Genomic DNA, 26,917 nt, shown 5'->3' with positions numbered 1-26,917 from the left:
TTCAGCTCATTAATTGCAAAATCATGAAAAAAAGAAAATACATATATTCCCTGGCCCTGGTAGCAGGCTTGTTTCTGGCCAATGGCTGCGCCAGTAAGCTCGATGTTGAGCCGACGCAGAGCATCGATGAAGAAGTAGCACTCAGCACTTCGCGTGACGTGGAAGTAACTTTGATCGGTGCTTACGACGGATTACAGGATGTGGACGTTTACGGTGGCGCTTTTCAACTGGCTTCCGAGCTGCTCGGAAACAGCGACGAACTGGGTTTTGGAGGTACTTTTCAGAATCTGCTGGAAATGTACAACAAGGAAATTACGACACAGAATGTAACTGCGCTCGCGACGTGGAGAGATTCCTATGCGACGATCAACCGCTGCAACAATGTGCTGTCGGCGCTCGATATCCTGGAAGAAGACAAGCGCGAACGTGTGGAAGGCGAGGCTCGGTTTATCCGTGGTTCCGTGTACTTTGACCTGGTGCGGCTTTATGCAAAAACCTGGGGAGATGGCGATAACAATGCAAATCCGGGCGTTCCCCTTATTTTGACCCCGACCCGCGTTGTAACGGACGCTAATAGTGTCCCGCGTAATTCCGTAGCGGAAGTGTATGCACAAGTTTTGGAAGATTTAAGGGCTGCAAAAACACTTTTGCCGGAAGAAAATACTATTTACGCTAACAAATATGCCGCTTCGGCCCAGCTGTCGCGCGTTTACCTGATGCAATCCAACTTTGCAATGGCAAGAGACGAGGCTAATGAAGTGATCAATTCCGAAATGTATCCGCTGGAAGACAATTTTGCATCGCTGTTCTACACGTTTTTGCGCAATGGCGGTGACAATCCTGACGAGTATATTTTTGCGATGAAAGTAACGGCGCAAGACGGAGTAAATGACCTTAATACCTTCTTTGGCGCGACCATCGAGGATATTACAGGTACTGCGGGAAGAGGAGATATACGAATTTTGCCTAAACACAGAGGTATGTATGAAGCCGGTGATACGCGGGGTAGCTTTTTTATCACTACTATCAACACTTATACGCAAAAGCATATTGACAACTTCGGTAACGTGCTGCAATTCCGGTCTGCTGAAATGTACCTGACCCGCGCAGAAGCTAATTTCCGTCTGGGCACGGCTGTGGGCGCGACGCCGCTGGCGGATATTAATCTGATCAGAGCACGCGCAGGACTGAAACCGGCGACTACGGTTACGCTGGAATCGATATTGAAAGAGCGCCATCTGGAACTTGCATTCGAGGGTCACATGCTGCACGATATCAAGCGGAACAAGAAGAATGTAGGCACATTACCTTACAACTCCCCGAAGCTGATCATGCCGATTCCGCAGCGCGAAATTGATGTAAACAAAGCGCTGGTTCAAAACGAAGGTTACCAATAGCACTAGCAACAGCGCACAAAAAAACACTCCCCGTTGCGGGGAGTGTTTTTTTGTGCCGGAATAAGAATATCTATTGCCAGCTGATCCACGCTTTCGCATCCTTCGCGCTTACCATATCATAGGTTGTTTCTGAGGTCTGAATGAGGTAGTAGCCGCTTTTTTCGTACAACTGATTGACTGAATTGATCGCCGGGCCGCTTGTTGGTGCGGCACCAAATGTTCCGCGTGCGGTGAATATTACCCTGCCGTCGGAAGTAAAGGTGGGTGGTTCTCCAAGGTGCCCATACTCGATTGCATAATCGTCATTCTCAACGAAAACAGGCGCAAAAACTTCGTAGTTGGTATCTCCTCCGGGCTGATAAACATAAAATGCATAGTCAGAACCTTCGAATTTCATTTCTTTCACACCAAACGCATCATCCACGCCATTCACGTGAAATCCAACTCCCGTGCGCCAGTCTCCGCCAGACTCAACCGGTTCCTGCCACCACCTTCTTGCAGCGGTAAGGTCAATAGAAAGTGGCTTGATCGCTTCCTGCACAAGCGTATTAGCCCCTCCTGCCGAAAACCGCAGCTGCGTCGGATTTGCATTCCATGTAAAATTGGCAAACCCGTTTATGGTTTGAGAGCCATTCACAAATGGTTTCAAAAACACAAGATTTGCCCCAGCGAAGTAATAGCCGGTGGTGAAATTCTTAGGTACATTACCTTCCAGCCAGGTTAGCTTAATGGTTCTTGTCTGCTGATTGGGTGTAATTTCATAAGTAACATTACCCAAAGTGATCCGCTTGAAATAAGTCTGGTATTTGGTGATATTATTGAACAACACCGCTTTGGCCAGGTCTCCATTTGCATAAGCCGTCGCCTGTGCCTGCGTCGCTTTGGTCAGTACAAGCCTGCTCTGGTTTTTCCGGCCCACAAATGTGACGGTTTCTTCCTTTAATGAATCCGGAAAAATGCTGAACTCAAAATCCGATTGCAGCCCCTCTCCAACTCCCCCGCCATTCACGTCGGGATTAGGATCCGAGAGTAAATGAAGGTAGGAATAGGTATCAAAAATGAGTGACGGCGTTTGCATTGCCTTCAACCGGTAGCTGCTTTCCTTGGGTTTCGCCGCAGTTTCAGCCGAGAAGTCAGAATACATCACCACTCTGTTCTGATCATTGAATTTGAAGTGAAATCCATAAGTGCCTCCGCCTTTTGGATAAATAATGGCATTCCAACCGTAAGGCGCATCCACCAGCAGCTTTTCATAAGAAGCCAAAGCAGCATTCAAACGGGTATCGGCCGATTCTTCAAACAGGGTATCATCGCTATTCTCGCAGGAGAATAAAGCCGGAGCAACGAATAGCAGATAGAGAAAGAGTTTTTTCATTTGGTTAAAAAAGTTGGTTCATCGATCCCCTAACCCTTTTTTGAAGGCTATAAAAATCTATATTCCACGTGTTTTTGTAATAGGCAACCACAATCGCTTCTTTTTGCCTTAGCGACGCCTGCGCCTGCGCTTTGGTAACGCCCCTTGGACTGGTTCCCTCCGGGATCGAATTTACAAGCTTGTCAAATCCGGCTTTCCCCTCCGTCAGCATCATGGCGATCATTTCTACAAAATCTTCGTCAAAATTGAGCGAGCTGTATGCAGTTACAAAACCATCGCGGCGCGCATCCTCATTGGACCAGTTGATCCAGTTTCCTCCCTGGTAAAGTGATTTCGTAATGTTCTTGTATTCAACCGGGTACAAAACCGTCTGATGCAGAATGTGACCAAATTCATGGTGTATCGTGTGCAGGAACCAGTCTTTCACGAAAGATGAATCTTCCGCCGCATTATACCCCTGCATTCCTTTGATCTTGAACAAATTAACTCCAAACAAAACCACTTTACGCCCGCCCTCGGCCGTACCGAGCGTCACCGAACCTTCCGCATTATATTCATTGCTGCCCGAAAGAATAAAGAACTTGGGGGAGAATTTGTTGTAAAAAACTTTCCCCGCTTCCTGCACGTAAGGTATCGTCCAGGCTTTTGTGATCGTCCTCAATAGTGGGATCACCTGCGCTTCGTCTGGCGGCACCAGCGTTTTGGTGATGTTACCAAACTCAAACTGGTCCCATTTGTATTTGGCGGAAATGTTGTAAGGCGTGGTCAGGCTGTCGAGAATCCATTTATCCACGGGCCCGGGCACCCAGGTATCTCCGCCCAAACCCGGAATATCTTCCACTTCGCCGATTTTCTCCTCTTTACACGAACTCAAAATCACGCTGGAAGCAAGCATTCCAAGAAAGAAAATTTTCGATATCGTTTTAGCTAGCATATTTCTTTTCGATTATCTGGTATTCTGTTCAATTCCGGCCAGTGTTGCCGATTGTGGTATTTGTAAAACCCTCCTTGGGTCGCCAGCCGGTACCGAGATCACCTGCCCCGATGAAGTCTGATGCTGTACCGGGATCGCGTAACGCTGTATATCAAACCATCGCATTCCCTCCTGCACAAACTCAACCCTTTTGAAAAGCAGCACCGTATTCACAATTCCTGATCTGAGGTTACCACCAAAAAAGTTGGTAATCCCTCTGGAAGTGATCACGTGCGTGGAAGGATTATAGTTGGAAACTCTTTTGCTTGCAAACAAGTTAAGGTCCGCGATTGCCGCATTCGTATTGTTCAGGTAAGCATTTGCCTCAATTCTATTGAACAAAACCTCTTCTGCTGTAAACAGAGGCACCATTACATAAGGAAATCCAATTTCTGCATTCACAGATTCCCGAACGAAATATTCATTCAATTTCGGGATCAGATAATTGTTATCACCCTGCGTGTACAAAGGATAAGCCCAGCTCGCATTGCCGCCGATAATCCCCTCTCCTTGCGAAACTTCCTGCCATTTCCTGAAATTCATTCCGTAACGGTATTGCGCTACATACCTGCCGTAAGTCGACGAAGTTTCGGCCAGGAGCAAGTTGGCATTCTGGCTCGCGCGGGAATAGGTGTTGTATAATTCCTGCGGAGATAAACTTTCATAGGTAGTGTTCCAGGGGCGAAGGTTATCTCTGATACTTTCACCCGGAAAAGCGGCATTCGCATATTGCACAACCTTGGCATAATCCCTTTTTACCAGATAAAAACGGCTGGCAAATGCATTCGCTGCTGCGCGGTTGAAGTGATATTTCGGAACGGTGTAACTCCCGTCGGCGATCAGAGGAAGACCTTCGAGTAAATCCTTCTCGATCATACTATAAACAAAATCCACCGTGCGGCGATCGTATTGTTTCAATACTACTTTTTCAGGAACTGTCACATACGGAACGCCCGGGCTCGGGTTCGTTTGTGTCGCATCGAAAAATTGACTAAAAAAGTTGACAAGCATAAAATGCGCGTAAGCACGTGCGACCAGCGCCTCTCCCCTTTGCGCAGAATACTGCTGTGGATCAGGGACTTTGCTGATAATGTCCAGCGCCTCGTTCGCAACAGAAATAGCGCGGTAACATTCCGCCCAGTACTGATCGGGCGAATCCTGTTCGTCTACCGTCGCTTCAACCTCTTCAAAAAGAAATGAAAAGCGGTTGGTCTTATCATCTTCCCCGGTACCCTTATCGGCCACATTATCGCTCATGGATTCGGCAAACAGCACATAACTGGCCTGCGGATAAGCGGTAGCGAGCAACTGAGATACTTTTTGCGGCGAGTTAATGGTCGCGCGCGTACTATCAGGTTCGGTAGAAAGAAAATCCTCGCAGCCCGCCAGAACAAGCAGCAGCGGGATGATCAAAAGGCTTTTTATATTTCTTAGTCTGTTCATATTTAATATCTTAAATCAATGTACCGGTTTCACAATGCACTATAACGTCAGCTTGATCGCCACTGTAAATTGCTTCTGAATTGGCTGCGCAACACCGCCCGAATTGAAAAACTCAGGATCTTGTCCTTTCAACCTTTTATCCGCATAAATCAACCATGGATTGATAGAAGACAGCTGAATGCTTGCCGCTTTAAACCCGTATCTGCCCGCAAATACCACGGGCACTTTGTAAGAAAGTGACACGGATTTCAATCTAACAAAATCTCCTCTTGCGACCCTTTCGGTGGAATAATTGTAAATACTGTAAGGATAAGTACCCGCCAGATATTGCGCTTCCAGCTTGTCGGGAATCGAAGCTACCGGGGTAACTTCTTCTTCGCCGGAAATCAGCCATCTATCCAGAAACTCACGTGGAAGTGCATCCAGATCGCTGAATACTCCTTTATATAGCGGGTTCAGGCGGATTTTGTTACCATATTGGTAAGTGAAGAAAACATTCAGTGACAGATCTTTGTATGTCAATGTATTGTTAAAACCTCCGGTAACAGGCGGATCAACTGGTCCTTCATATTTTAGATAAGATACATTCTGATCCTGCAAATAAACGTCCGAGCTCACTTCTCCATTCTCGTTCAGGAAAATGGGTACGCCCGTTTTCGGATTCAATGCACGATAATCTATTGAAAATAAGCTTCGTACCGGTCTTCCCTTCACATTCGCCCCTTCCGCTTTGACCAAATCAAAAATGCCTGGGTTGTTGTCTACATTGGTAATGCGCGTCTGTGCGTAACCCACCGTGATCCGGGAACGGAAATCCCAGTCCTTGTTTTTGAAAAGCACGCCGTCGATAGAGAAATCCACCCCGTAGGACTGCATATCTGCATAGTTGGCTACCTTATAAATTTGCCCGCCAATACCCGAAGTCTTGATCTGGTCGATCAGGTCAAAGCTGTTTCGGGTGTAACCGTCTACTGTCAGGTTAATCCGGTTGGCAAACAAACCCAGGTCAAGTCCAAGGTTTCCGCTATATAATTTCTCCCAGGTCAGCTGCGTGTTTTGCAGAGACGCCAATGCGATGGCCGATTCTTTTTCATCCGCGTAAGGTCTTCTGCTGATAATACTCTGGAATAAAACCGCTGAATTGGTTGCCGGCCCGGTGTCGGCGGAAAGCCCGTAACTGGCACGAAGCCTGCCCATACTAAGCCATTTGAAATCTTTCAGGAAATTTTCCCGATCAAAATTCCAGGATCCGGCTACTGTATACGTTGGCAGCCACCTTGCAATCGCCGATTTCCCAAAACTATTTGAACCATCATAGCGGATATAAGCGGTAAAATTGTACTTATCATCCAGGGTATAGCCCGCGCTTCCGTAAAATGCCGCGAAACGTTCGTAGTCCATCCGCATTCCGTAGTATTGGAAATTAGACTCAATGGTTTGCTTCAAGATCCGGTAATCCACGAAAGGCGTTCCTCCCTGATCATACTGAAATCCGTAACCTGTATTATTCGAATTTTTCCGGTTGGTATATTTAATTTCCTGACCAGCCAGAATATCGATTTGATGCCTTTCTGCAAATTTTTTGTTGTACCTGAGGTTGTTACGAATGTTATAAAACAACATCTGATCCTCGTTGGTATTGTAAAAACCGCCGCTCGGCAATACTACAACCGGATACGCATTGGGCACGTCGGGATCGGTGTACAGGTATTTATTAGCCAAAGCAATCGTCGAATTATCTGCTGCGCGATACGCATTGGCCATATTACTGTTTTCCGTAATAATGTGCTCGCGACCGGTTTGAATGTACCTGAGCGCACCCAGGAAATCATAGGTGATATTGTCCGTGATTTTGTAGGAAAGATTTCCCTGTAACTTAATATCTGCCAGATTTAGATTAATGCGGTTGTTGGCCAGCTCCGATACGACATTGAAAGGGGCAAAATTTCTTCTGAAATATTCCAGATCGCCATTTTCATCATAAGCTGTCAAAGTGCGGCTGGTATTCAATGCATAGCTGAACGGGTTAATATCAAAATCCCTGTCAAATTTCCCTTCCACCGGGTTGCTGCGGCGGCTGAGCGAACCGGGAGCCTGCTGCCTGCGGACAGAAGCGAGGGTTGTCAGCCCAATGCTCAGCTTGTCGGAAAGCTGGTAGGTATTGTTAAAATTCAAGGTGTAACGTTTCACTTTATCAGCGATCGTCCAGCCATTATCATCGAGGTAACTTACAGATGCATAAGAACTTGACTTCTCACTTCCGAAAGAAACACTTAATGAATGTTCGTGAATGAAATTTTGCTTGAAGAGTACATCAAACCAGTCGGTATTGGCGCCTGCGTAACGGAGCAAATAGTTTTTCTTAGCTTCCTGTGTATTGGGTAATGGAAAGTTACCTTCGTTATCACCGTTCAGCGAGTTGTAATATTTACCATAAACCCCAAAATCCGGCCTTGAAAGAATATCTGAATTCAGATAACCTTTACGTTCCAGTTCGCCGAGCACAGACATTTGCTGCGCCGAATTCATAATGTTGAAATTCCGGTAAGATGGCGTAAGCTGGGTACTGAAATTGCCGGAGTAAGTGATCACCGGCTTACCGCTTTTTCCTTTTTTGGTCGTGATCACGATTACCCCGTTCATTGCGCGTGCACCGTATAATGCAGCCGCGGCGGCATCTTTCAGGATATCGAAGGTTTCAATGTCATTTGGATTCAACCCCGCAACTGCAGAGCCCAGCAATGTAGTCGGGTCGCCGCTTGAAAGCTGATCGTTTGAAATATTCACAATATCCTCCTGAACAACCCCGTCGATCACCCAAAGCGGCTTATTATCACCGTTTAAGGAAGTAGCGCCGCGGATCCTGATCTTTGGAGCAGCCCCGAAAGTACCGGAAACGTTCTGAATGGAAACCCCGGCAGCGCGGCCTTCGAGCATCCGGCTTACATCAGGAAGTCCGTCAATTTTAACATCGTCTGTTTTCAGGGTGACAGCCGATCCCGTGAACTTATCTTTATCAATGTTCTGAAAACCAGTCACTACCACATCCTGCAAGCCTACCGCATCTTCGGCCAGCTCGATACTCATGCTTCTTGCAGCGGGAAGTTCTTTGGGCAAAAATCCAATCATCGTCACCACCAGCGTCGCGCCTTCGTTAACGTCGGTAAGCACAAATTCGCCCTTTTCGTTGGTCACAGTTCCCTTTTGCGTACCCTTCACGCGCACGGTAGAACCGATCAGTATTTCCCCTGTATTGCTTTTAACAACACCCTTTATATCAATATTGATGATATTGGAAAAAGCGTGAATGGGGAGGATTGAGAAAGCAAAAAAAATGGCACCAAGAAGAAACAAAGAAAGCCTACCCTGGCCACTGTTCCGGTAAAAAAGATCCATATATGCTCGTGTATAAGTCTATCTCAAAAATGAATGGGTTTCCGAATTACCGGTTTGAATATTACTTATTTCAATAATACGTATTAAAGCAATAAAAAACGAACACAATTTTTTACTATCAGTTACATAGTAAAAATGCTGAAATAAAATTTTAGTACTAAGGTCAGTAGCTCAGGTATTCAGAAGTTACGACTGATGTGGAGGGGGTACGGGCGATATTCTGCAAATATCTTTATTAAAACAATTTACGCTGCGTTTTATTGTGAGATCTATGCCCGATTTTCAATCGATTTTATCAGCATTTTCCTGGGGGTTTACCGGGGCTGTCAGCACGGAAGTTATCCGGTTCAGCTCATCCACTTTATAAGCAAAATCTCCCTTCAACATATCCCGCACAGCTTTGAGCTGCTGCATAGCGGTTTCGAGGTTATCGGGTAATGCTTCGCCTAGTACTTCTTTTAATCGTTTCGCGAGCGTCGGCGACATTCCGTTGGTTGAAATCGCGACTTTCAGATTTCCTTTTCTTACAACAGAAGAAAGATAAAAGTCGCAAATAGCGGGTGTATCGGCCACATTTGTGAGAATATGTTTCGCTCTTGAAGTGGCGGCGATGCGCTTATTTTCTTCCTTATCATTTGTAGCCACGATCACCAGGTCCCTTCCGGTAAGATCTTCATCCACAAACCTCCTTTTTATCAAGAAGATACGATCATTATTTCCAGCCAGCTCTACGATTTCCTGCCTGATCTCGGGGGACACCAATGTGATGTTGGCTTGCGGCGAATTATCAAGTACTGCGGTGATCTTTTCAAGGCCTACATATCCGCCTCCGACGATCAATGTTTGCAGGTTTTCAAGTTTGATAAAAATTGGAAAAAGCTCGTTCACGGCGCAGGTTTGGGATGAATGGTTTATAATCAAATTTACAGGAAAATATGTTTTGATTCTGTCTGTCAGGTTTCATTTATAACTATTCCAACAATCGGACTTTTACTATCTGCTTCTTCCGTGTAACTTTGTACTATGATCGCAATTACCAACCTCAGTTATTTTCTAGGCGACAGAGCACTTTATGACGGTGCGTCGCTTCATATAAAGCCTAAACAAAAGATCGGGCTGATCGGCTTGAACGGAACAGGAAAATCTACGCTGCTGCGCATGATTAACGGTGAATTCCAGCCGGACGGAGGCAATATTTCCAAATCCGGGGATTGTACTATCGGCTTTCTGAACCAGGATTTGCTTTCATACCAAAGCGACGATTCCATACTTTCAGTGGCTATGCAGGCTTTTGAAAGACAAAATATGCTGCAAGTGCAGATCGACAAGATCCTGCACGATATGGAGCACAATTATACCGACGCGCTGGTGGACAAACTTGCACGCGTGCAGGATGAATTCGAGGCGCTTGACGGATACACGGTACAATCCAAAGCGGAAGCGATCCTGGAAGGTCTGGGATTCTCTACCGCCGATCTGAATCAGCCTTTGCGTCTGTTTTCGGGGGGATGGAGAATGCGGGTAATGCTGGCCAAACTGCTTTTGCAGAAACCGTCACTGCTCATGCTCGATGAGCCTACCAACCACCTTGACTTACCTTCTATTCAGTGGGTTGAGAAATACGTGCAGTCTTACGAAGGCGCAGTAATTGTGGTTTCTCACGACAGGCAATTCCTTGATAATACGATAGATACGACCGTAGAAGTGTCCGGCGGGAAACTGAATTATTACGCAGGAAACTATTCTTATTATTTAGAGGAAAAAGAAGAGCGTAACGAAATCCAGCGCGGCGCTTACGAAAACCAGCAGGCCAAGATCCGTCAGACGGAGCGATTTATTGAACGATTCAAAGCCAAAGCGACCAAATCAAAGCAAGTTCAGAGCCGTGTAAAAGCATTGGACAGGATGGATGTTGTGGATGCGGTAGTAGATGAAAATGCGAAAGTGCATTTCCGCTTCCAGTTTACCACACAACCCGGAAGGCACGTTTTTCAGTTGGAAGAGGCTTCGAAAGCATACGGCGACAAGGTAATTCTTGACAGTACCAATATAAGTATGGAGCGCGGTGATAAAATCGCGTTGATCGGTGCGAACGGACGTGGAAAATCGACTGTACTTCGCGTAGTGGCGGGTACCGAGCCTATTGAGGGAAAAAGAAGACTGGGTCACAATGTGTCTTTTACATTCTACGCACAGCACCAGCTGGAATCGTTGAATGTCGCGCATAACCTGATCGAGGAGCTAAAATATGCTAATTCAAATAAGACAGAAACGGAGCTCCGGACAGTTCTGGGCTGCTTTTTGTTCAGCGGTGACGATGTTTTCAAGAAGATCAAGGTATTATCAGGAGGTGAAAAATCACGGGTTGCATTAGCGAAAGTATTGCTTTCACAGGCCAACTTCCTGCTGCTCGATGAGCCTACCAACCACTTGGACATGCAGTCTGTGAACATTCTGATCCAGGCCTTGCAGCAATATGAAGGAAGCTACATCGTCGTGTCCCACGACCGGTATTTTGTCGAAAACATCGCCAACAAGATCTGGTATATTGAAGATCACCAGATCAAGGAATATCCCGGAACTTATCAGGAATATGAGATTTGGGTTGAGGAAAGAGGTTTGCAGTCTGCCGTGAGTGAAAAAGCTACTGTGAGCAGCGCGCCTCCTCAAAAATCAACGCAGCAAAACTCCGCTCCTAAAAGCGCACCGAAATCTACCTCATCGGAAGATTCGGCGAAATTGAAAAAAGCGCAAAAGCAGATCGAAGAGCTGGAATCGACCATTAATAATCTGGAAACCCGCAAAGCGGAGACCGAAACAAAGCTGGGCGACCCTAAAATTTACAATGATTCCGTGGCACTCGCGGAGATCAACCGCTTTTACGCAGATATCAAGCAAAAGCTCGAAAAGACTACTGAGGATTGGGAAACTCTGATGATGGAAGTGGAAGAACTGGCGGCTAAATAATATCGTCGGTCTGCGCATAAATGTCACTCATTTTTAGTTGCAGACCGATGTGACTGATTTTAATAAATTCGTCAATAGCATACGCTTCGGAAGCAAGTACCCACAGACCACTATCTGCCTTTCGATGTACCTCCGCCGTTAATTTACGGGAATCTATCAACACGTATTCGACTAGCGACGGAATGCTTCTGTACAAATGAAACTTTTGGCCACGATCGTATTCGCCAGTGCCGGAAGATAATACCTCAATAATCACCGATGGATTAAGCAAGGTATCCGTTTGCTGATCCAGAAATTCCGGCTTGCCGCATAATATCACCAAGTCCGGATAGGTGTACAATGTATTTTCCGGAATATGCACCCGCATATCACTTGAAAAACTTTGGCAGGATTTGCCTTTCAAAGCTATATAGACCTCTCCTGACAAATTTTCCTTGATACGGTTATGATTTCGCCCGGCTCCGGCCATCGCGAAAATTTCACCACGGTAGTACTCGCTTTTGTAATCCGCGGCTCTTTCTAGTTCGAGATACTCTTCTGCTGAATACATTTGAATAGTTTGTGCTGTCATACGTGTGTAAACAAAAATAGTTAATAATGTTCAAATGACCTTTTCCTGTTTAGACGTACCTTGGTTCGAGAAGTAACGTTATTATTTCAAAATTTTTCTGATGCGCTTTATCCTTTCCATTTGTCTGTCATTTTGCATTACTGCTGCTTTCGCGCAGACTCAGAATATCCGTCTGGAAGATTATATATATAATGAAAGGATCAGGACCGTACTGCTTTATCCGGCCATTGAAGATCCTGAAAACCCTACCCGCCTATTAACTCCGCCAGTGAAACCGCTCGCCAGTACTTCTCCGCTTGTGCTTGAATTTGATGATATGTCAGGGGAATTTGAGGGGTACCGCGCGAAAATCGTCCATTGCAATGCAGACTGGACCAAATCGGGTTTGAACGATATCGAGTTCACTTACGAATTCAATGAATACCCTATTACCATTTCCGAGCAGGCATTTAGCACCAAAGTTCCTTATTTTCATTACCGGCTTGAACTGCCGCGACTGAAACTTTCGGGAAATTATGTGGTGTACGTTTATTCCGACAGAGATAGAAAGCCGGTTCTGAGCAGGCGCTTTATGCTATATGAATCAAGAATAAATCTGAAAGCGGAGGCGCGTTTTTCTCAGGGTATTCAGCAACAGTTTTCTGATCAGCAGATTGATTTTGCAGTCGAATACAAAGGTTACCCGCTCAATGCGCCGCAAACTGATCTTAAAGTTTTTATCCGGAAAAATTTTCGCTTTGACCAAATGAAATCGGGATTCAAACCAACCAATGTGCGGCCGTTTGACCAGCTCCTGGAATACACTTTTTTCGATCTTGAAAATACATTTCCCGGCGGCAACGAATTCCGGTATTTCGACAGCCGGTCGCTAACCGGTCGAGGCTATGGGATAAATGAAATCCAGCGTACGGATGAATATACCAGCCTTTCGCTTTTTCCCGATAAATCCAGGGCAGTCGGCGCCTATATTCAGATTGATGATTTTAACGGGCAATATATTGTAGACCAGCGGGAGTCGGGACGAGGAAGTGTGGAGGCAGATTATACACCAGTGTTGTTTACATTAAAAACAGAAGAAAATCCGGAAGTAACTTTTTATGTAAATGGCGCATTCAATCTCTGGCAGCTGAACGATCGCAACAGAATGACCTATAATGCTGATAAACAAGCTTATGAAGCCGAGATACTGATCAAGCAGGGAGTTATCAATTATGATTACACAGCAGTTTCCAAGGTTGATAGCAAAGCCGACGAATCACTGATTGAGGGAAATTATGCGGCTACTGAAAATGATTATGATATCCTGATCTACCACCGTCCGCCAGCAGGCCGGGCTGATTTACTGGTAGGTTACCGCACCGTGGAATGGAACCGGCGCCGCTGACCTGGATTAATCTTAACAAAGAAAAATAGCCCCAGGAAGCGAGCCTATCGGTGAGAAAACCATTCATTGCATACCTGCCTGATTCATAAGGAGATTAATATACCGGTTCCCTTTTTCAGTTGTTTTCAACACTTTAACAACTGACTATGAATTCCCGCCGAGACTTTTTACAAAAACTTTCATTAGGAATCGGAGCGGCCACGCTCACCGATCTTACTCCCGGCATAGCTGCTCCGATTACCGCAAATCTGCCAGCTGACAAGCAACTCCGCGTCGCATTAATGGGCCTTGGTGGTTATGCAGATATAGTTGCCCGGGGCATGAAAGAATGCAAAACTGCGAAACTCGTGGGCATTGTGACCGGCACTCCTTCGAAAATCCCGGTTTGGAAGCAGAAATACGGAATTGAAGATAAGAATGTGTATAACTACGAAAATCTGAACGAGATCAAGAACAACCCGGATATTGATCTGGTGTATGTGATCACCCCTAACTCCCTGCATCACAAACATGTACTGCAAGTAGCGGCAGCGGGAAAACATGTAATTTGCGAAAAGCCTGTTGCCGATAATGCGAAACAGGCGAAAGAAATGATTGCGGCTTGCGAGAAAGCCGGCGTTAAATTTTACATTGGTTATCGATTACATTTTGAGCCGCATACCAAAGAATTGGTCAGGATGCGCGAGGCTGGGGAGTTTGGTAAAATCATGCACGTCAATAATTATGCAGGATTCAAAATTGGCGATCCGACGCAGTGGAGGCTTAAAAAATCGCTGGCTGGCGGCGGCGCAATGATGGATGTCGGGGTTTATTCTACAAATGGAGCGCGGTACTGCACCGGCGAGGAACCGATCTGGGTGACTGCGCAGGAGTCTAAAACGGATCCTGTTAAATTCAAGGATGTAGATGAAACGGTTACTTTTCAGCTAGGTTTTCCAAGCGGGATTATTGCAAATTGCGGCTGTACCTACAATTTCAATCACGTTGAAATGCTGCGGTTGATGGGCGAGAAAGGCTGGGCTGAAATGAACCCTGCATTTGGCTACGGTCCTATCAGAGGCACTACGCACAAAGGGGCGATCGACCAGCCCGATGTAAATCACCAGGCATACCAAATGGACGGAATTGCGGATGCGATACTCAATGGAAAACCGGATCCGAATGTGACCGGCGAGGAAGGTTTAAAGGATATGCTCGTAATCGATGCAGTTTACGAATCGCTGCGTAAAAACGGTGCAAAGGTATTTATCAAAAAATAATCACTCAATTACTATGGATTCACGTCGTGATTTTCTTCAAAAACTAACGCTGGGAATAGGCGCTACTGCACTGACCGATCTTCCTGCAAGCGCCCGCGAGCTGTATTCCGGCCCAAAAGCCGACAAGCAATTGCGCGTCGCGATTATGGGTCTGGGTAGCTACGGTGCCCGCGTGGCCGATGCGATGAAAGATTGCAAAATGGCCACGCTCGTAGGCGCGGTTTCTGGTACGCCGGCGAAGCTGGAAGACTGGAAAAAGAAGTATAATATTCCTGAAAAGAATACCTATAACTACGATACGGTCAGCAAGATCAAGGATAATCCAGATATTGATCTGGTATACATCACCACACCTAACTCACTGCATCACAAGCATGTATTACAAATTGCTGCGGCTGGGAAACATGTACTTTGCGAGAAACCGGTGGCTGACAATGCGAAGCAAACCCGCGAAATGATTGCTGCTTGCGAGAAAGCCGGAGTGAAGTTTTACATTGGTTACCGCATGCATTTTGAGCCACATACCCGCGAGCTGATCCGCATGCGCGAGGCTGGCGAGCTGGGCAAGATCATGCATGTAAACAATTATATGGGCTTCAAAGCCGGCGATCCCAATCAATGGAGGTTAAAAAAAGCACTGGCTGGCGGCGGCGCGATGATGGACGTGGGCATTTATGCATTGAATGGCGCGCGGTATTGTACCGGCGAAGAGCCTATTTGGGTAACTGCGCAGGAAACCAAAACTGATCCGGTGAAATTCAAGGAAGTGGACGAAACGATCATGTTCCAGCTTGGCTTCCCGAGCGGCGTGGTGGCGAGCTGCGGCACGACTTATAATTTTAATTATTATGAAAGACTGTATGTGATCGGCGAAAAAGGTTTCGTGGAACTCAGCCCCGCATTCAGTTACGGTCCGATCAAAGGCCGGACCCACAACGGCCCGATGAACCAGCCCGTAGTCACGCATCAAACCCTGCAAATGGACGGTATCGCCGACATTATCTTAAATAACAAACCCGACCCAAATGTGAGCGGAGCCGAAGGATTGAAGGATATGATCGTAGTCGACGCCGTTTACGAATCGATCCGCAAAGGCGGCGCGAAGATTATGTTGGCAGGCAAATAGCATTTCAAATCACAAAGAATCACCATGAAAGTCCCGAAGTTGTTTACAAAATGCATCTTCGCCTTCATGGTGATTTTTGCTTTTAATACCAGTTGCAGTAAGAAAAACGTCACTGTTTCCAAAAACGGGAATACTGATAATCGCTTTAAAGTGATTGGCTATTTACCAAACAGAACAGATTTATTAACCGCAGCAAACCAGATTGATTTTGCCAAAATCACGCATTTGTACATTGCCTTTGTCAATCCCGACTCACTAGGCAATCTTACCGGCACTGAAAATTTAAAAGATGTTGCTGAACTCTCGCATTCTAAAAATGTAAAGATCATGGCTTCCATCGGCGGCGGCGGCGCTCCGAAGTATTATCCTGCTTTTTTAATAGGAGAAAAGAAAGCAAAACTGATCAACGACCTTGTAAATCTGGCAGTTGATAATAACCTCGACGGCATTGACGTAGACCTGGAAGGCGTATTGATCGACGCCAATTACGAAAGCTTTGTGATCGAGCTTGCAACTGCATTGAGACAGAAAAACAAGCTGATCACAGCCGCTATTGCCACGGTTTACAAAAGCCCGTTCACAGACAAAGCATTAGCGCAGTTCGATTTCGTCAATATCATGTCCTACGACCGCACCGGTCCCTGGCGACCGGACAAACCTGGTCCACACGCTCCCTATTCGATGGCCGAAGAAGACCTCCAATACTGGCTCGAAACCCGCAAAATTCCAAGAGCAAAACTCACACTAGGCGTCCCATTCTACGGCTACGGCTTCGGCGGCAATGCGCCGGAAAGCATGTCCTACAAAAACATTCTCCGGCAATATCCCGATTCTGTTAACCAGGATCAGATGCATTTGAATGGCGGTATAGTTTATTATAATGGGTTGCCGACGATTCGGAGGAAGACTGAGCTGGCAAAGCAGAAGGTTAGCGGCGTGATGATTTGGCAGTTGTTGCAGGATAGTACCGGGGTGAAGTCGTTGTTGGGGGAGATTGATGGGGTGGTGAAGGGGAGGTGATTGTGATGAGCCATTTAGACAATCTTCGATGTTTTAAGATTACGCAAAGACCATTGTTAGCTAATTAAAACCTACATGTATAAAATCACTTCAGAAGACAGGGAATTGCAAAAAATGGTTAATAGGGACAGGGCTTCACTAGCCGCTACGTTTTCCAAAAATTTTGAAGTCCAGGAAAAAACATTGAATTTAATTTCCAAGTCCATTCAACACGCCGACTTTAACCGATTTGACAGCAATAAGATCATTTGGAATGTCTCAGGATACGTGAACATATTATCTTATGATCTTAAGGTTGTTGGCAAAAACCTTGTATTGGCAAAAGAGGAATGGGAAAAAAGGTATTTCGTTAGACAGCTGGCATTACTCGCATATGAAGGAATGAATGACTTACTAGAATTACTAGGTAAAATCTTTCGAAGAACCATATCAATGCTTTCAAATCACGAGAAATTGATTGATGAACTTAACACAAATGTTTCGAGACTCAACACCTTCAAGTCGAGCAGAGAGCATTCATTGAAAAAAATTAGAAATGTATCTATAGCTCATAGAGATAGATCCTCAATCGAACAACTTAATGTGATATATGATATCACTTGGAGCGAGGGCATTGAAATTGCAACTGAGTTTGATCAAATACTGAATCCTATCGGAGGATTTCTGCAAAGCGTCATTAACAAAAGTGTCGTCGAATTTGACGAGTTAAAAAATGGAAGTAAATAAGCAATAAGCTATTAAGTTATCTTATTTGCTTGGAACGAATAACTCCCTCACATCCACATCTAGCAGCTTCGCTATCTCATAAAAAGTCTCAATTGTAGGTTGCATGTCGTTAGTGCACCAACGTGACACAGTGGATTTATCCTTATCAATTGCTTCCGCCAGCCACTTTGCTGATTTGTCTTTTTCTGTCAGAACAATCTTAATTCTGTTAAATTTTTGCTTAGGCATCAACCAAAAGGTTTCGTTTCACGCAAACTTAGTGAAATCTTTAAGTTAATGATAATGAGCGTATTAAGTGTTATAAATGTGTAAATGACGAAATACAATTTTCGTAAAACGAAAATTTAGTTTAGTTTTACGAAAACTTAATTGGAGATTCGCATGTCCAGATTCAAAGAACGCCAACTAAAAATTTATTCAAAATTTCAGCAAACCTCCCAATGGAACTCCAAATTCGTTCCCGAAATCCGGCTTTGTGGGAAGTGGCTGAAAGATATGGGTTTTGACTATGGACAGCACATTACAGTCCGGTTGGAAGGTGAAAGATTAATTATCGAGCCTGTTGGTGAATTGAAGAAGAATGCGCAGTTGGAAATTTGGCAATTATGTTAACAATCGTTTAAAGACGATTATCGTATTGTGGGAATATGAAATACACCGGAGGATAAGTGAGCCAAACGATCCAGTAAAAGCTTTCCAACTAAGAGCTACTTTTGGAAACTTGGACACCTACTAGATCAAACACACTATCGATGATACCTGCCGATGATTTGAAAGACATTGCCTTGGAGCGGCTCGCCGACGCGCAGACTTTATTGATTGCAGGTCGTTTCGATAGTTCCTTTTATTTATGCGGCTACTCGGTTGAAATCGCTCTGAAATACAAAATTTGCAAAACCTTGAATTGGGCCGGATTTCCTTCTTCATCCAAAGAATTTGAAAAATTAAAGAGCCTGAGAACGCACGATTTAGAATTACTATTGTCGCTAACTGGTTTTGAATCAGAGTTTAAAATCCGTTATTTTGACGAATGGTCGCTTGTTAGCAACTGGACGCCAGAATCGCGTTACCATGTCACCGGATTAGTTAGTGAAGCCAAGGCGAAAAACATGTTTGCCTTCACCAGCATTATTCTTCAAAGTTTATGAAAGACATAATCAAAAAACTTATAGAGATAGAACGTGACAGTGCCGCAGAAAAAGGCGATTATGAACTATTTGCTTTATTTCTGAGAGAAGGATCTATTGGTCGCTGGGACATAGTGGTATATTCTGAATGGGCATACCGCGACTATCCTAATTCCCAGAGTTATTTGGCAAAAAAAATACAAAATTCCTTATCAGCAGATGAAATTATTCAGATCTCGCGGGTTGTAGTTTTGGAACAAGAGGATTTGGAGCTGCCAGATTTTATTCAAAATATCAATGTTCAGCACGGCGTTGCAATGATCAAGGATGAAGAATTTCTTGGCCAGCAAATTGAGCGCGGTTACGTAATTACTGCAAACACTCAGCACGCTGCCTAACCCAATGCGGCTCATCACCTAGAACTCCAACATGGCTTTTCGCTGGAAAGCCGATCTTATTCTCTCCTAACACACACATCTTGATATTACGATGACGGTCACTTTCATAGGTTAATTGATTTTTTATCTTGTAGCTTCAATTAATATCAAGACAGCTTGAAGCATAAGCCAGTATGTTATACACAAACTTTTAACCTTTTTAGATATCATTTCGCTGCAAAGCTTGACAGCAACTACTATTTTTGGAAAAACGATATACAAACTCAAAGCATGAACAACTCCCGTCGTAAATTTATCGCTGGCTCTGTGGCGCTGGCAGCAGGAACCGCAACCGCAGTAGCTTCTTCAAATGAGCCTCAAAAAAGCAAAAATCCATTAGTACACCATGTGTTTTTCTGGCTTAAAAATCCTGGTTCTGTCAAAGATCGTGACAGGATTATTGAGGGTTTGAAGACATTGAGAAAGATAGAGGCGATTAAAGAACTGCGTATCGGCGTGGTGGCGAGTACTGAGAAACGCGACGTGGTCGACAATTCATGGGGCGTATCAGAACTGATGTTTTTTGAAAACGAAGCGGCCCAGAAAATCTATCAGGATCACCCTATCCACCAGCAGTTCATCAAGGATTGCAGCGCGTTGTGGGACAAAGTGATCGTTTACGATGCGATGGATGTTTAGTTGAGCCCATATTTTATATTGATAAAAAAGCGATAGTTTCCTATCGCTTTTTTATTTCAGTAATGCCCCTTTACAAGTTCTTCCAGCTGGCGACGAGAAGCGCGATTAAATGGCTATTTCGCCCTTTGCTAATTGAAGCGTGTCTAAGGATAACTAATATTTGCCTCCACTTCGCAACTTTCCATATTCCGCCATTTTCCGAACAGAATCGAAATCATGGCGAATTCATCCAATATTTACCAAACATACCATGACGAAACTGCTGGCGAACTGCGGTTTTCTTTTAGAAGCACTGGGATAAGGGACATTGTTAAGATGGTTCAATACACTTATGCGCGGGATTTTGAAGGTAAGCGGATCTTCAATCTGGGTTTTGGCGACTACGATTTCGATCTGAATCAGGTCAATGACCGGGCAAGTAGCAACAATGGCGATAGTTATAAGGTTTTCCACACCGTTTTATCAACTGTGCCAATCTTCTTTCAACAATTCAAGAATGAAATTCTGATGGTTCAGGGGAGTGATGGCGAAACCGGGTTTACCGATCAATGCATTGAAACCTGCGCGCGGAAATGCGATTCGGTATGCAAAAAGATCAATCAGAGAATTACCATATATCGGCGCTATGTTGAAAAAAACTTCCTCGCACTAAGCAATGAATATTGGTTTTTGGGAGCTTTCAAAAATGCTGATGACAGTATCGCATCTGAAATTTATATCTCAGGAAAACAATACGATATGATTTTAATCTTCAAAAAATAAAGTAAATTCATCACATGGAAACTACAAGCAAACTACCCGACCAAATATCCTCGCTAACTGAGTCAGAACTCTGCAAATATGCTTTGGAAAGGACCAGAGGCAACGACCTATTCCCAAGAAAAACCGCGAATGCGAGGAAGTATCTTCAGAAACTTCATGAGAGCCGGCAAAATTTGACTCAATAAATGAAGTATCAGAGAAGCTGGTTCTGCATTGGAAATGGCTGATCATACAGTATTCTGCGAAACCCGGCGACTTTATTACCCGCCGGGTTTCGCTTTTTTACAGGCATCAATTTTTATAAACTATCGCATGAACATTTATACAATCATCACAGCGGCGGTTTTTATGCCGGTTTCGCTTTTTGCTCAGATTATGGATTCAAAATCAATAGTAGCACCGGATGCAAAAGTTGAGAAACTTGGAGACGGTTACAAATTCACAGAAGGACCCGTAGCCGACAAGGACGGTAATGTATTTTTTACCGACCAGCCGAACAACAAAATCATTCGCTGGGACGCAGAAACGAACAAGTTCTCCGTTTTTTCAGAAAATGCAGGCAGAGCAAACGGCATGTATTTTGACAAAAAAGGTAACCTGGTTGCATGTTCCGACGAGGAAAACCAGGTTTGGTCTTTTGACAAAGACGGCAAGCCGACAGTTTTAGTTAAAGATTTCGAAGGCGAGCTGTTAAATGGCCCGAATGACCTTTGGATTGACCCAAAAGGCGGAATTTACCTCACAGATCCACTTTACAAACGCGATTACTGGAAACGTGACCCGAAAATGCAGCAGGACGGTGAACACGTATATTACCTCGACCCAAAAGGCAAGAATCTGATCCGCGTTGATGCCAATATCAAGAAGCCAAATGGCATTATTGGCACCAAAGACGGGAAAAAACTCTACGTAGCGGATATTGGTGATAACAAAACCTATGTGTACGACATCGAAAAAGACGGAACATTAACCAACAGGACACTTTTTGTTTCCAAAGGCTCCGATGGGATGATCCTTGACTCGGAAGGAAATCTCTACATCACCGGCGATGGAGTAACCGTATTTGACAAAACCGGCGAAAAAATCGCCCATTTTCCAGTGCACAAAGGCTGGACTGCCAACCTTTGTTTCGGAGGAAAAAATAACGATATGCTTTTCATTACTGCCGAGACTGCGGTTTATGGTTTGAAAATGAAAGTAAAAGGCGTGAAATAGGCTCTGACCTCCTCGGTTTGCATCATTATAACAGGCTGTGTAGTATAGGGTAATAGAAAATTATCCTATACTATATATTTTATCGGGTCGTTACACAAGCGAACCCGGTCTATGCCTATGCGTGCTTTTTTTACGAGTCTGTTTCTTCTCCTATCAGCTTCGGCTTTTTGTCAGGAACGCATTACAATCAGCGGTTTTGTTAAAGAAAACGGGAGTCAGGAACAACTGCCGGGCGTGAATGTATACATTGAAAATTCGCCTTACGGAACTGTCACCAATACCTACGGTTTCTATTCGCTGACGGTACCTGCCGCGGACACTGCTACACTTTCGTTTTCATTCGTAGGCTACGAGAAAGTCAGCAGGCCGGTTGTTCTGACCAAAAATATTGAACTGAACATATTCCTTTTCACGGTAAATCAACTCGAAGAAGTGCTGGTTTCGGCGCGCAAACAGGAGGATTACGTAAGCCGGAACGTGCAGATGAGTAAGATCGAAATCCCGATACAGCAGATCAAGAAGATACCTGCTTTTTTTGGTGAAAAAGACGTGTTGCGCGTATTACAGCTTATGCCCGGCGTACAAAAAGGTACTGAGGGACAAACCGGACTGTACGTGCGCGGCGGTGGGCCAGACCAGAACCTGATCATTCTGGACGACGCCGTAGTTTACAATGCGAATCACCTTTTCGGCTTCTTTTCCATATTTAATAGCGACGCGCTGAGAAGTGTGGAGCTGACCAAAGGTGGATTTCCCGCAAGATACGGCGGCAGGCTTTCCTCGGTACTCGAAATGAATATGAAAGAAGGCAGCAAAGAAAAATTACACGGAGAAGGTGGAATCGGCCTTATTTCTTCCAGACTGACATTGGAAGGGCCGATTTCGAAAGGAAAATCTTCATTTCTGATCTCAGGGCGGCGCACTTATATTGATGTGCTGGCAGCTCCATTCATTGCCCAATCTCAGAAAGGGTCCGATAGTCAGGTTAAGCCGGGCTATTTTTTTTATGATTTAAATGCCAAGATGAACTATGATCTTGGCAGAAAGGACAAGCTCTATATCAGCGGCTATTTCGGCAGGGATAAATTTCATGCGAACGAAAAAAGCTCCGATTCGGAAACCAGGGCAGGTTTGGCGTGGGGCAATGCGACCGCTACTATGCGCTGGAACCATCTGATCAACCAAAAGCTTTTTGTCAACACCTCTTTCATTTACAGCAATTTCGACTTCGGCGTTTCGAGTTATTCCAATGATATCGGTTTCAATGGAAGCAACGGCGATGAATTTAGTCTGGAATACAATTCCAAGATCCGCGATCTGGGGATTAAAACGGATTTTGACTTTTACCCCTCCACCAAACACGCAATCAAATTCGGCGGCCAGGCTACTTTTCACAAATTCGTACCGTCCGCCCTCGCTATTGCCGGTTCATTTTTCGACAATCCGATCGAACGCTCCGTGCAGCCGGTCAATACCCTGGAAGCAGGAGTTTATATTGAAGATACCTGGCAGGCGCTGGACGCATTGAAGATCAATGCAGGTCTTAGGTTGAGCTCATTTCAGACCAAATCCAAAAATTACATCCGTCCAGAACCACGCTTTTCTGCTGCGCTCAGGTTGGCGAAAGATCTGTCTTTCAAGGCTTCTTATGCGCAGATGAACCAGTATGTGCATTTGCTTTCTAACACCGGGCTGGGCTTACCTACCGATTTGTGGGTTCCTACCACAGACCGCATTGCGCCGCAACAGTCCAGGCAGGTAGCGTTCGGTTTTGCAAAAGACCTTGACCGGCCTGCGCTGACATTTACATTGGAGGGATATTATAAAGTCATGAATAATATCCTGAACTACAAGGAAGGCTCTTCTTTCCTGAGTTTCGACGGCGAAAATGCCAATGAACTGAGCTGGGAAGACAATGTAACTTCGGGCAAAGGCTGGTCTTATGGCGCTGAATTTCTGGTCCAGAAGAAAACAGGCCGCTTTTCCGGCTGGGTCGGCTATACCTTATCCTGGACATACTGGAAATTCCCTGAACTGAATTTCGGCAAAACTTTTTTCCCTCGCTACGACCGCCGCCACGACCTTTCGGTAGTGGGTATTTACGAACTCAGCAAGCGAATCACACTCAGCGCAACGTGGGTTTACGGTACCGGCAATGCACTTACCTTACCTATAGCAACTTACACCGGGCTGCGCGATAATTTCATTCCGCGCGTGACACCAAACGGGCAAACGATCATTGACTGGGGCGGCAGGGAAGTGAATGAATATGGAGAAAAAAACAGTTTTCGGTCGGAGCCGTTTCACCGGGGGGATGTTGCTATTCAATTTCACAAAAAGAAAAAACGCCACGAAAGAACCTGGGAATTTGGGTTCTATAACATCTATAACCGCCGGAATCCATTCTTCTATAATATTGATAACGAAACAGTTACCGAAGGTTCAGCAACCAGAAACAAGAAAACTTTGAAACGATATTCGCTCTTCCCTATCCTTCCGTCTTTCAGCTATAATTTCAAGTTTTGATGGCTATAAAAATGAATATCCGCATTTTACTGATTTGTATAGCTTGCCTGAGTCTTGCCGCGTGCGAGTCGCTTGTGACAGAGATCGACGAGGCAGATTTACCTAAAACAGAATCCAGGCTGGTTGTTCAATCCTTTATATCTCCCGAAAATCAAAAAACACTGGTAGTAGTGAGCCAGTCTGCGCCGTTATTCGGGCAGGATATTCCGGCGGCGCTTGTCCTTTCAAATGCGTTGGTTACCATTTCCAATGGCAGCCAGGAAGCGGTGGTCCCTTACGATTCGGTCAATATGCTGTACGCAATAGACAAATCCAGGTTTCCGATCGAGGCCGGCAAAAAATATACGATTACTGCTTCTGATGGAAAAAGATCGGTAAATTCCTTCTGCACCGTGCCCTTAAAAGTGGCCACTCCAAAGAGCTTCGAAATTGACACTACTTATTCCAGCAATTTCGCCAACGATACATTGCTCACTTTGAAAATGCAGTGGGACGATATTCCCGGCGAAAGAAACTTTTATCGCGTGAGAGCCTACATCGACCTGGAATACAGTGTTGCCGATGATACTTCGCCGCAGGATTTCAAGGAGCGGCGGATACGTAACAGGTTCAATGTCAATTGGGAGGAGACAGTCGGCAGGGATAATTTTCAGAGTGACGCCAGCCTGGACGGTACTGTATTTACTTCTCCCAGAGGCACATTGAGGTTACCAGGAATTACCGCCTACGATTTCGGAAATGGAAATGTGTTCACTGTCTATCCAAAATCAAAGATCGTATCGGTGACGATGGAGGTTTTTAATACGGATGAAGTTTATTACAAATATCACAAGTCGCTCGATAATGCGCGAAATTCTGATAATCCATTTGTGGAACCTTCTCTTGTTTTTACGAATATAAATGGCGGTTTGGGCTGTTTTGCCGCATATCATATCGGGCAGCTGATTTATCGCCCGGAGTAAAAATGAGGTGACTTTGCCACTTAATTACGTTCTACATGTTAAGACAAACTGAGGTCAAACCACCTCAACATGTTCTCTTCGTTTAAGAGTTTAACAAGAATTTACATCACTTAACTAATCCGGAAAAATGCATTACCCTGCATTCGATGCTGTTTTTAGAGTTTCCAACCTTCTTTACCTTTCCAGGGATCCCAAATCTTACCTTTAAAAGCTTCAAGGCATAATTTTTTCTGATTTCCCGTGCACAACACTATTATTGATACAAACAACCAAATCGATTGATTACCTCTGCAAACAGAGGTTTTAAAATATATACATATCACTTCGGTATGATATCCTAATAACAACCTTAAACCGATTAGTTATGGACTTGCAAGGAACTGATAAGGATAAAGACGAGAAACCACATCCTTCAAATAAAAATATGAGTGAGCCCGATACACTTGTGGAAACATTGGAGGATCTGAAAGAAGAAGGTTTTACCTATGATTTCAACCTAACGGCGCATGCACTCGAAGTACACAAGGAAGATGGTATCTGCCTGAACCTTTCCCCGGAAGATTTCAACATTGTACAGGTTTACCGCTTTGAAGGTATGACCGACCCGTCGGATATGTCGATTCTATATGCGATCGAATCGAAAGACGGATTGAAAGGCACGTTGGTCAGCAGCTACGGCGTATATGCGGACGCAATGTCCAATGAAATGATCAGGAAACTGGACACCAGAAGTTCCCTGATTGTCCACCACGACGATGATGATATTGCGCATTAACTGTGCGTTTATTCACACTATATTCAATTAAATAGTGGAGAAGATGTTACGTTATCCATTTGGAATAATGTGACATCTTTTTCATTTTGCCCGAACCTATCAACTAATCTACATACTGCATGAAAGACATTCTGGAATGGGAACGGGTATTGCTTAATGAGCTTCCTCCCATTTTTCTTGTTGAGGTGCTGGTGCGCTCAACCGTCATGTTTGTCTTTTTGCTGATCGCGCTCCGTATAACCGGAAAACGGGGTGTAAGGCAGCTTTCCATTTTCGAAACGGTCATTATTATCGCGCTGGGATCTGCTGCGGGTGATCCGATGTTTTATGAAGATGTGGGTATTCTGCCTGCATTGGTAGTTTTTGCGACGATTATATTATTATACCGGGTAGTGACCTGGCTTACAGGAAAGAGTAAATTTTTTGAGAAACTGATTGAAGGAAAAACGGTCTGTCTGATTCACGAAGGCAAGTTTTCAACTTCTGAATTCAAAAAAGAGACACTCGCCCAGGACGAATTTTTCTCGGAATTACGGTCAAAAAGTATTGAACATCTTGGACAGATCCGTAAAGCTTATCTGGAACCTTCGGGTGAAGTGAGCATTTTCTTCTATCAGGACCAGGAAGTAAAATACGGCTTGCCGCTCCTGCCGGAGTTGTATTATAAGAAAAGCAAGACGATATTGAATGCGGGTTATCATTCCTGCGGCTTTTGCGGGCACACCGAAAAGTTGCAACCAGGTACGCACAAATGTGAAGTATGCAGCAGAGACGAGTGGGTATGTTCGATCAATTCGTTGCGCATAGGATAGTAATTTAAGTTAAAAACATCGAAAA

24 protein-coding genes are annotated in these 26,917 nt (G+C 44.7%); 17 read left to right on the top strand and 7 right to left on the bottom strand.

What is annotated here, in order from left to right; all coding sequences use genetic code 11:
- Window positions 1-23 precede the first annotated feature (23 nt).
- Window positions 24-1,397, top strand: coding sequence for a RagB/SusD family nutrient uptake outer membrane protein (locus LZG94_RS01790; protein ID WP_233790267.1), 1,374 nt, complete (start codon window positions 24-26; stop codon window positions 1,395-1,397).
- Between the two features lie 70 nt (window positions 1,398-1,467).
- On the opposite strand, the gene LZG94_RS01785 is transcribed toward LZG94_RS01790, so the two are convergent.
- The 5 genes from LZG94_RS01785 to LZG94_RS01765 form a co-directional block, all read right to left on the bottom strand.
- Window positions 1,468-2,772, bottom strand: coding sequence for a DUF4302 domain-containing protein (locus LZG94_RS01785; RefSeq protein ID WP_233790266.1), 1,305 nt, complete (start codon window positions 2,770-2,772; stop codon window positions 1,468-1,470).
- A 4-nt stretch (window positions 2,773-2,776) separates the two neighbouring features.
- A complete protein-coding gene (locus LZG94_RS01780; protein WP_233790265.1) occupies window positions 2,777-3,706 on the bottom strand; it encodes a putative zinc-binding metallopeptidase in 930 nt (309 codons plus the stop codon).
- A 12-nt stretch (window positions 3,707-3,718) separates the two neighbouring features.
- Window positions 3,719-5,188, bottom strand: a complete 1,470-nt coding sequence (locus LZG94_RS01775) for a RagB/SusD family nutrient uptake outer membrane protein (RefSeq protein ID WP_233790264.1) — start codon at window positions 5,186-5,188, stop codon at window positions 3,719-3,721.
- A 39-nt stretch (window positions 5,189-5,227) separates the two neighbouring features.
- Window positions 5,228-8,584: a SusC/RagA family TonB-linked outer membrane protein gene (locus LZG94_RS01770; protein ID WP_233790263.1), complete on the bottom strand. Its 3,357-nt coding sequence runs from the start codon at window positions 8,582-8,584 to the stop codon at window positions 5,228-5,230.
- Window positions 8,585-8,866: 282 nt separating this feature from the next.
- Entirely contained in the window at window positions 8,867-9,472 is a 606-nt protein-coding gene (locus tag LZG94_RS01765; RefSeq protein WP_215233829.1) for a bifunctional precorrin-2 dehydrogenase/sirohydrochlorin ferrochelatase, read from the bottom strand.
- 135 nt (window positions 9,473-9,607) lie between these two features.
- On the opposite strand from LZG94_RS01765, the gene abc-f reads away from it, so the two are divergent.
- Complete coding sequence (abc-f, locus tag LZG94_RS01760) at window positions 9,608-11,551, top strand: ribosomal protection-like ABC-F family protein (RefSeq protein WP_233790262.1); 1,944 nt, start codon at window positions 9,608-9,610, stop codon at window positions 11,549-11,551.
- On the opposite strand, the gene LZG94_RS01755 is transcribed toward abc-f, so the two are convergent.
- The gene (locus LZG94_RS01755) at window positions 11,544-12,101 is read right to left on the bottom strand and encodes a Uma2 family endonuclease (RefSeq protein ID WP_233790261.1); all 558 of its coding nucleotides are present in this window, start codon (window positions 12,099-12,101) and stop codon (window positions 11,544-11,546) included. The genes abc-f and LZG94_RS01755 overlap by 8 nt on opposite strands.
- A gap of 121 nt (window positions 12,102-12,222) precedes the next feature.
- On the opposite strand from LZG94_RS01755, the gene LZG94_RS01750 reads away from it, so the two are divergent.
- From LZG94_RS01750 to LZG94_RS01730, 5 genes are all read left to right on the top strand, one after another.
- Window positions 12,223-13,506 (top strand): DUF5103 domain-containing protein, encoded by a 1,284-nt coding sequence (locus LZG94_RS01750; protein ID WP_233790260.1) that lies wholly within the window; start codon window positions 12,223-12,225, stop codon window positions 13,504-13,506.
- A 146-nt stretch (window positions 13,507-13,652) separates the two neighbouring features.
- Window positions 13,653-14,765: a Gfo/Idh/MocA family protein gene (locus tag LZG94_RS01745; protein WP_233790259.1), complete on the top strand. Its 1,113-nt coding sequence runs from the start codon at window positions 13,653-13,655 to the stop codon at window positions 14,763-14,765.
- Window positions 14,766-14,778: 13 nt separating this feature from the next.
- The gene (locus tag LZG94_RS01740; RefSeq protein WP_233790258.1) at window positions 14,779-15,891 is read left to right on the top strand and encodes a Gfo/Idh/MocA family protein; all 1,113 of its coding nucleotides are present in this window, start codon (window positions 14,779-14,781) and stop codon (window positions 15,889-15,891) included.
- A 24-nt stretch (window positions 15,892-15,915) separates the two neighbouring features.
- Window positions 15,916-16,911, top strand: a complete 996-nt coding sequence (locus LZG94_RS01735) for a glycosyl hydrolase family 18 protein (RefSeq protein ID WP_233790257.1) — start codon at window positions 15,916-15,918, stop codon at window positions 16,909-16,911.
- Window positions 16,912-16,986: 75 nt separating this feature from the next.
- Window positions 16,987-17,637, top strand: coding sequence for a hypothetical protein (locus LZG94_RS01730; protein WP_233790256.1), 651 nt, complete (start codon window positions 16,987-16,989; stop codon window positions 17,635-17,637).
- Between the two features lie 21 nt (window positions 17,638-17,658).
- Here the strand turns inward: LZG94_RS01730 and LZG94_RS01725 are convergent, their stop codons facing one another.
- Window positions 17,659-17,865, bottom strand: coding sequence for a helix-turn-helix transcriptional regulator (locus LZG94_RS01725; protein ID WP_233790255.1), 207 nt, complete (start codon window positions 17,863-17,865; stop codon window positions 17,659-17,661).
- A gap of 153 nt (window positions 17,866-18,018) precedes the next feature.
- Here LZG94_RS01725 and LZG94_RS01720 point away from each other — a divergent pair, with 153 nt between their 5' ends.
- The 10 genes from LZG94_RS01720 to LZG94_RS01675 all read left to right on the top strand — a co-directional run bounded on the left by LZG94_RS01720 (window position 18,019) and on the right by LZG94_RS01675 (window position 26,892).
- Window positions 18,019-18,249 carry a SymE family type I addiction module toxin gene (locus LZG94_RS01720; protein ID WP_233790254.1) on the top strand — a complete coding sequence of 77 codons (231 nt, stop codon included), beginning with the start codon at window positions 18,019-18,021 and terminating at the stop codon, window positions 18,247-18,249.
- Between the two features lie 140 nt (window positions 18,250-18,389).
- Entirely contained in the window at window positions 18,390-18,785 is a 396-nt protein-coding gene (locus tag LZG94_RS01715; RefSeq protein WP_233790253.1) for a HEPN domain-containing protein, read from the top strand.
- Complete coding sequence (locus LZG94_RS01710) at window positions 18,782-19,162, top strand: hypothetical protein (protein ID WP_233790252.1); 381 nt, start codon at window positions 18,782-18,784, stop codon at window positions 19,160-19,162. The genes LZG94_RS01715 and LZG94_RS01710 overlap by 4 nt, the downstream gene beginning before the upstream one ends.
- Before the next feature lie 270 nt (window positions 19,163-19,432).
- Window positions 19,433-19,840 (top strand): Dabb family protein, encoded by a 408-nt coding sequence (locus LZG94_RS01705; RefSeq protein ID WP_233790251.1) that lies wholly within the window; start codon window positions 19,433-19,435, stop codon window positions 19,838-19,840.
- A gap of 216 nt (window positions 19,841-20,056) precedes the next feature.
- A complete protein-coding gene (locus LZG94_RS01700; protein ID WP_233790250.1) occupies window positions 20,057-20,602 on the top strand; it encodes a DUF6934 family protein in 546 nt (181 codons plus the stop codon).
- 312 nt (window positions 20,603-20,914) lie between these two features.
- Window positions 20,915-21,817, top strand: coding sequence for an SMP-30/gluconolactonase/LRE family protein (locus LZG94_RS01695; protein WP_233790249.1), 903 nt, complete (start codon window positions 20,915-20,917; stop codon window positions 21,815-21,817).
- 111 nt (window positions 21,818-21,928) lie between these two features.
- Window positions 21,929-24,343, top strand: a complete 2,415-nt coding sequence (locus LZG94_RS01690) for a TonB-dependent receptor (protein ID WP_409013233.1) — start codon at window positions 21,929-21,931, stop codon at window positions 24,341-24,343.
- On the top strand, window positions 24,343-25,305 hold the full coding sequence (locus LZG94_RS01685; RefSeq protein WP_233790247.1) for a DUF4249 domain-containing protein: 963 nt from the start codon (window positions 24,343-24,345) through the stop codon (window positions 25,303-25,305). Before LZG94_RS01690 ends, LZG94_RS01685 begins: the two co-directional genes overlap by 1 nt.
- Window positions 25,306-25,669: 364 nt before the next feature.
- Window positions 25,670-26,080, top strand: a complete 411-nt coding sequence (locus LZG94_RS01680) for a hypothetical protein (RefSeq protein ID WP_233790246.1) — start codon at window positions 25,670-25,672, stop codon at window positions 26,078-26,080.
- Between the two features lie 119 nt (window positions 26,081-26,199).
- The gene (locus tag LZG94_RS01675; RefSeq protein WP_233790245.1) at window positions 26,200-26,892 is read left to right on the top strand and encodes a DUF421 domain-containing protein; all 693 of its coding nucleotides are present in this window, start codon (window positions 26,200-26,202) and stop codon (window positions 26,890-26,892) included.
- The last annotated feature ends 25 nt before the right edge of the window (window positions 26,893-26,917 follow it).

The sequence above is a fragment of the Dyadobacter sp. CY343 genome (assembly GCF_021390335.1).
Lineage (GTDB): Bacteria > Bacteroidota > Bacteroidia > Cytophagales > Spirosomataceae > Dyadobacter.
Note: the sequence above shows the minus strand (reverse complement) of the source record. Positions and strands in the feature narration are given on the sequence as shown.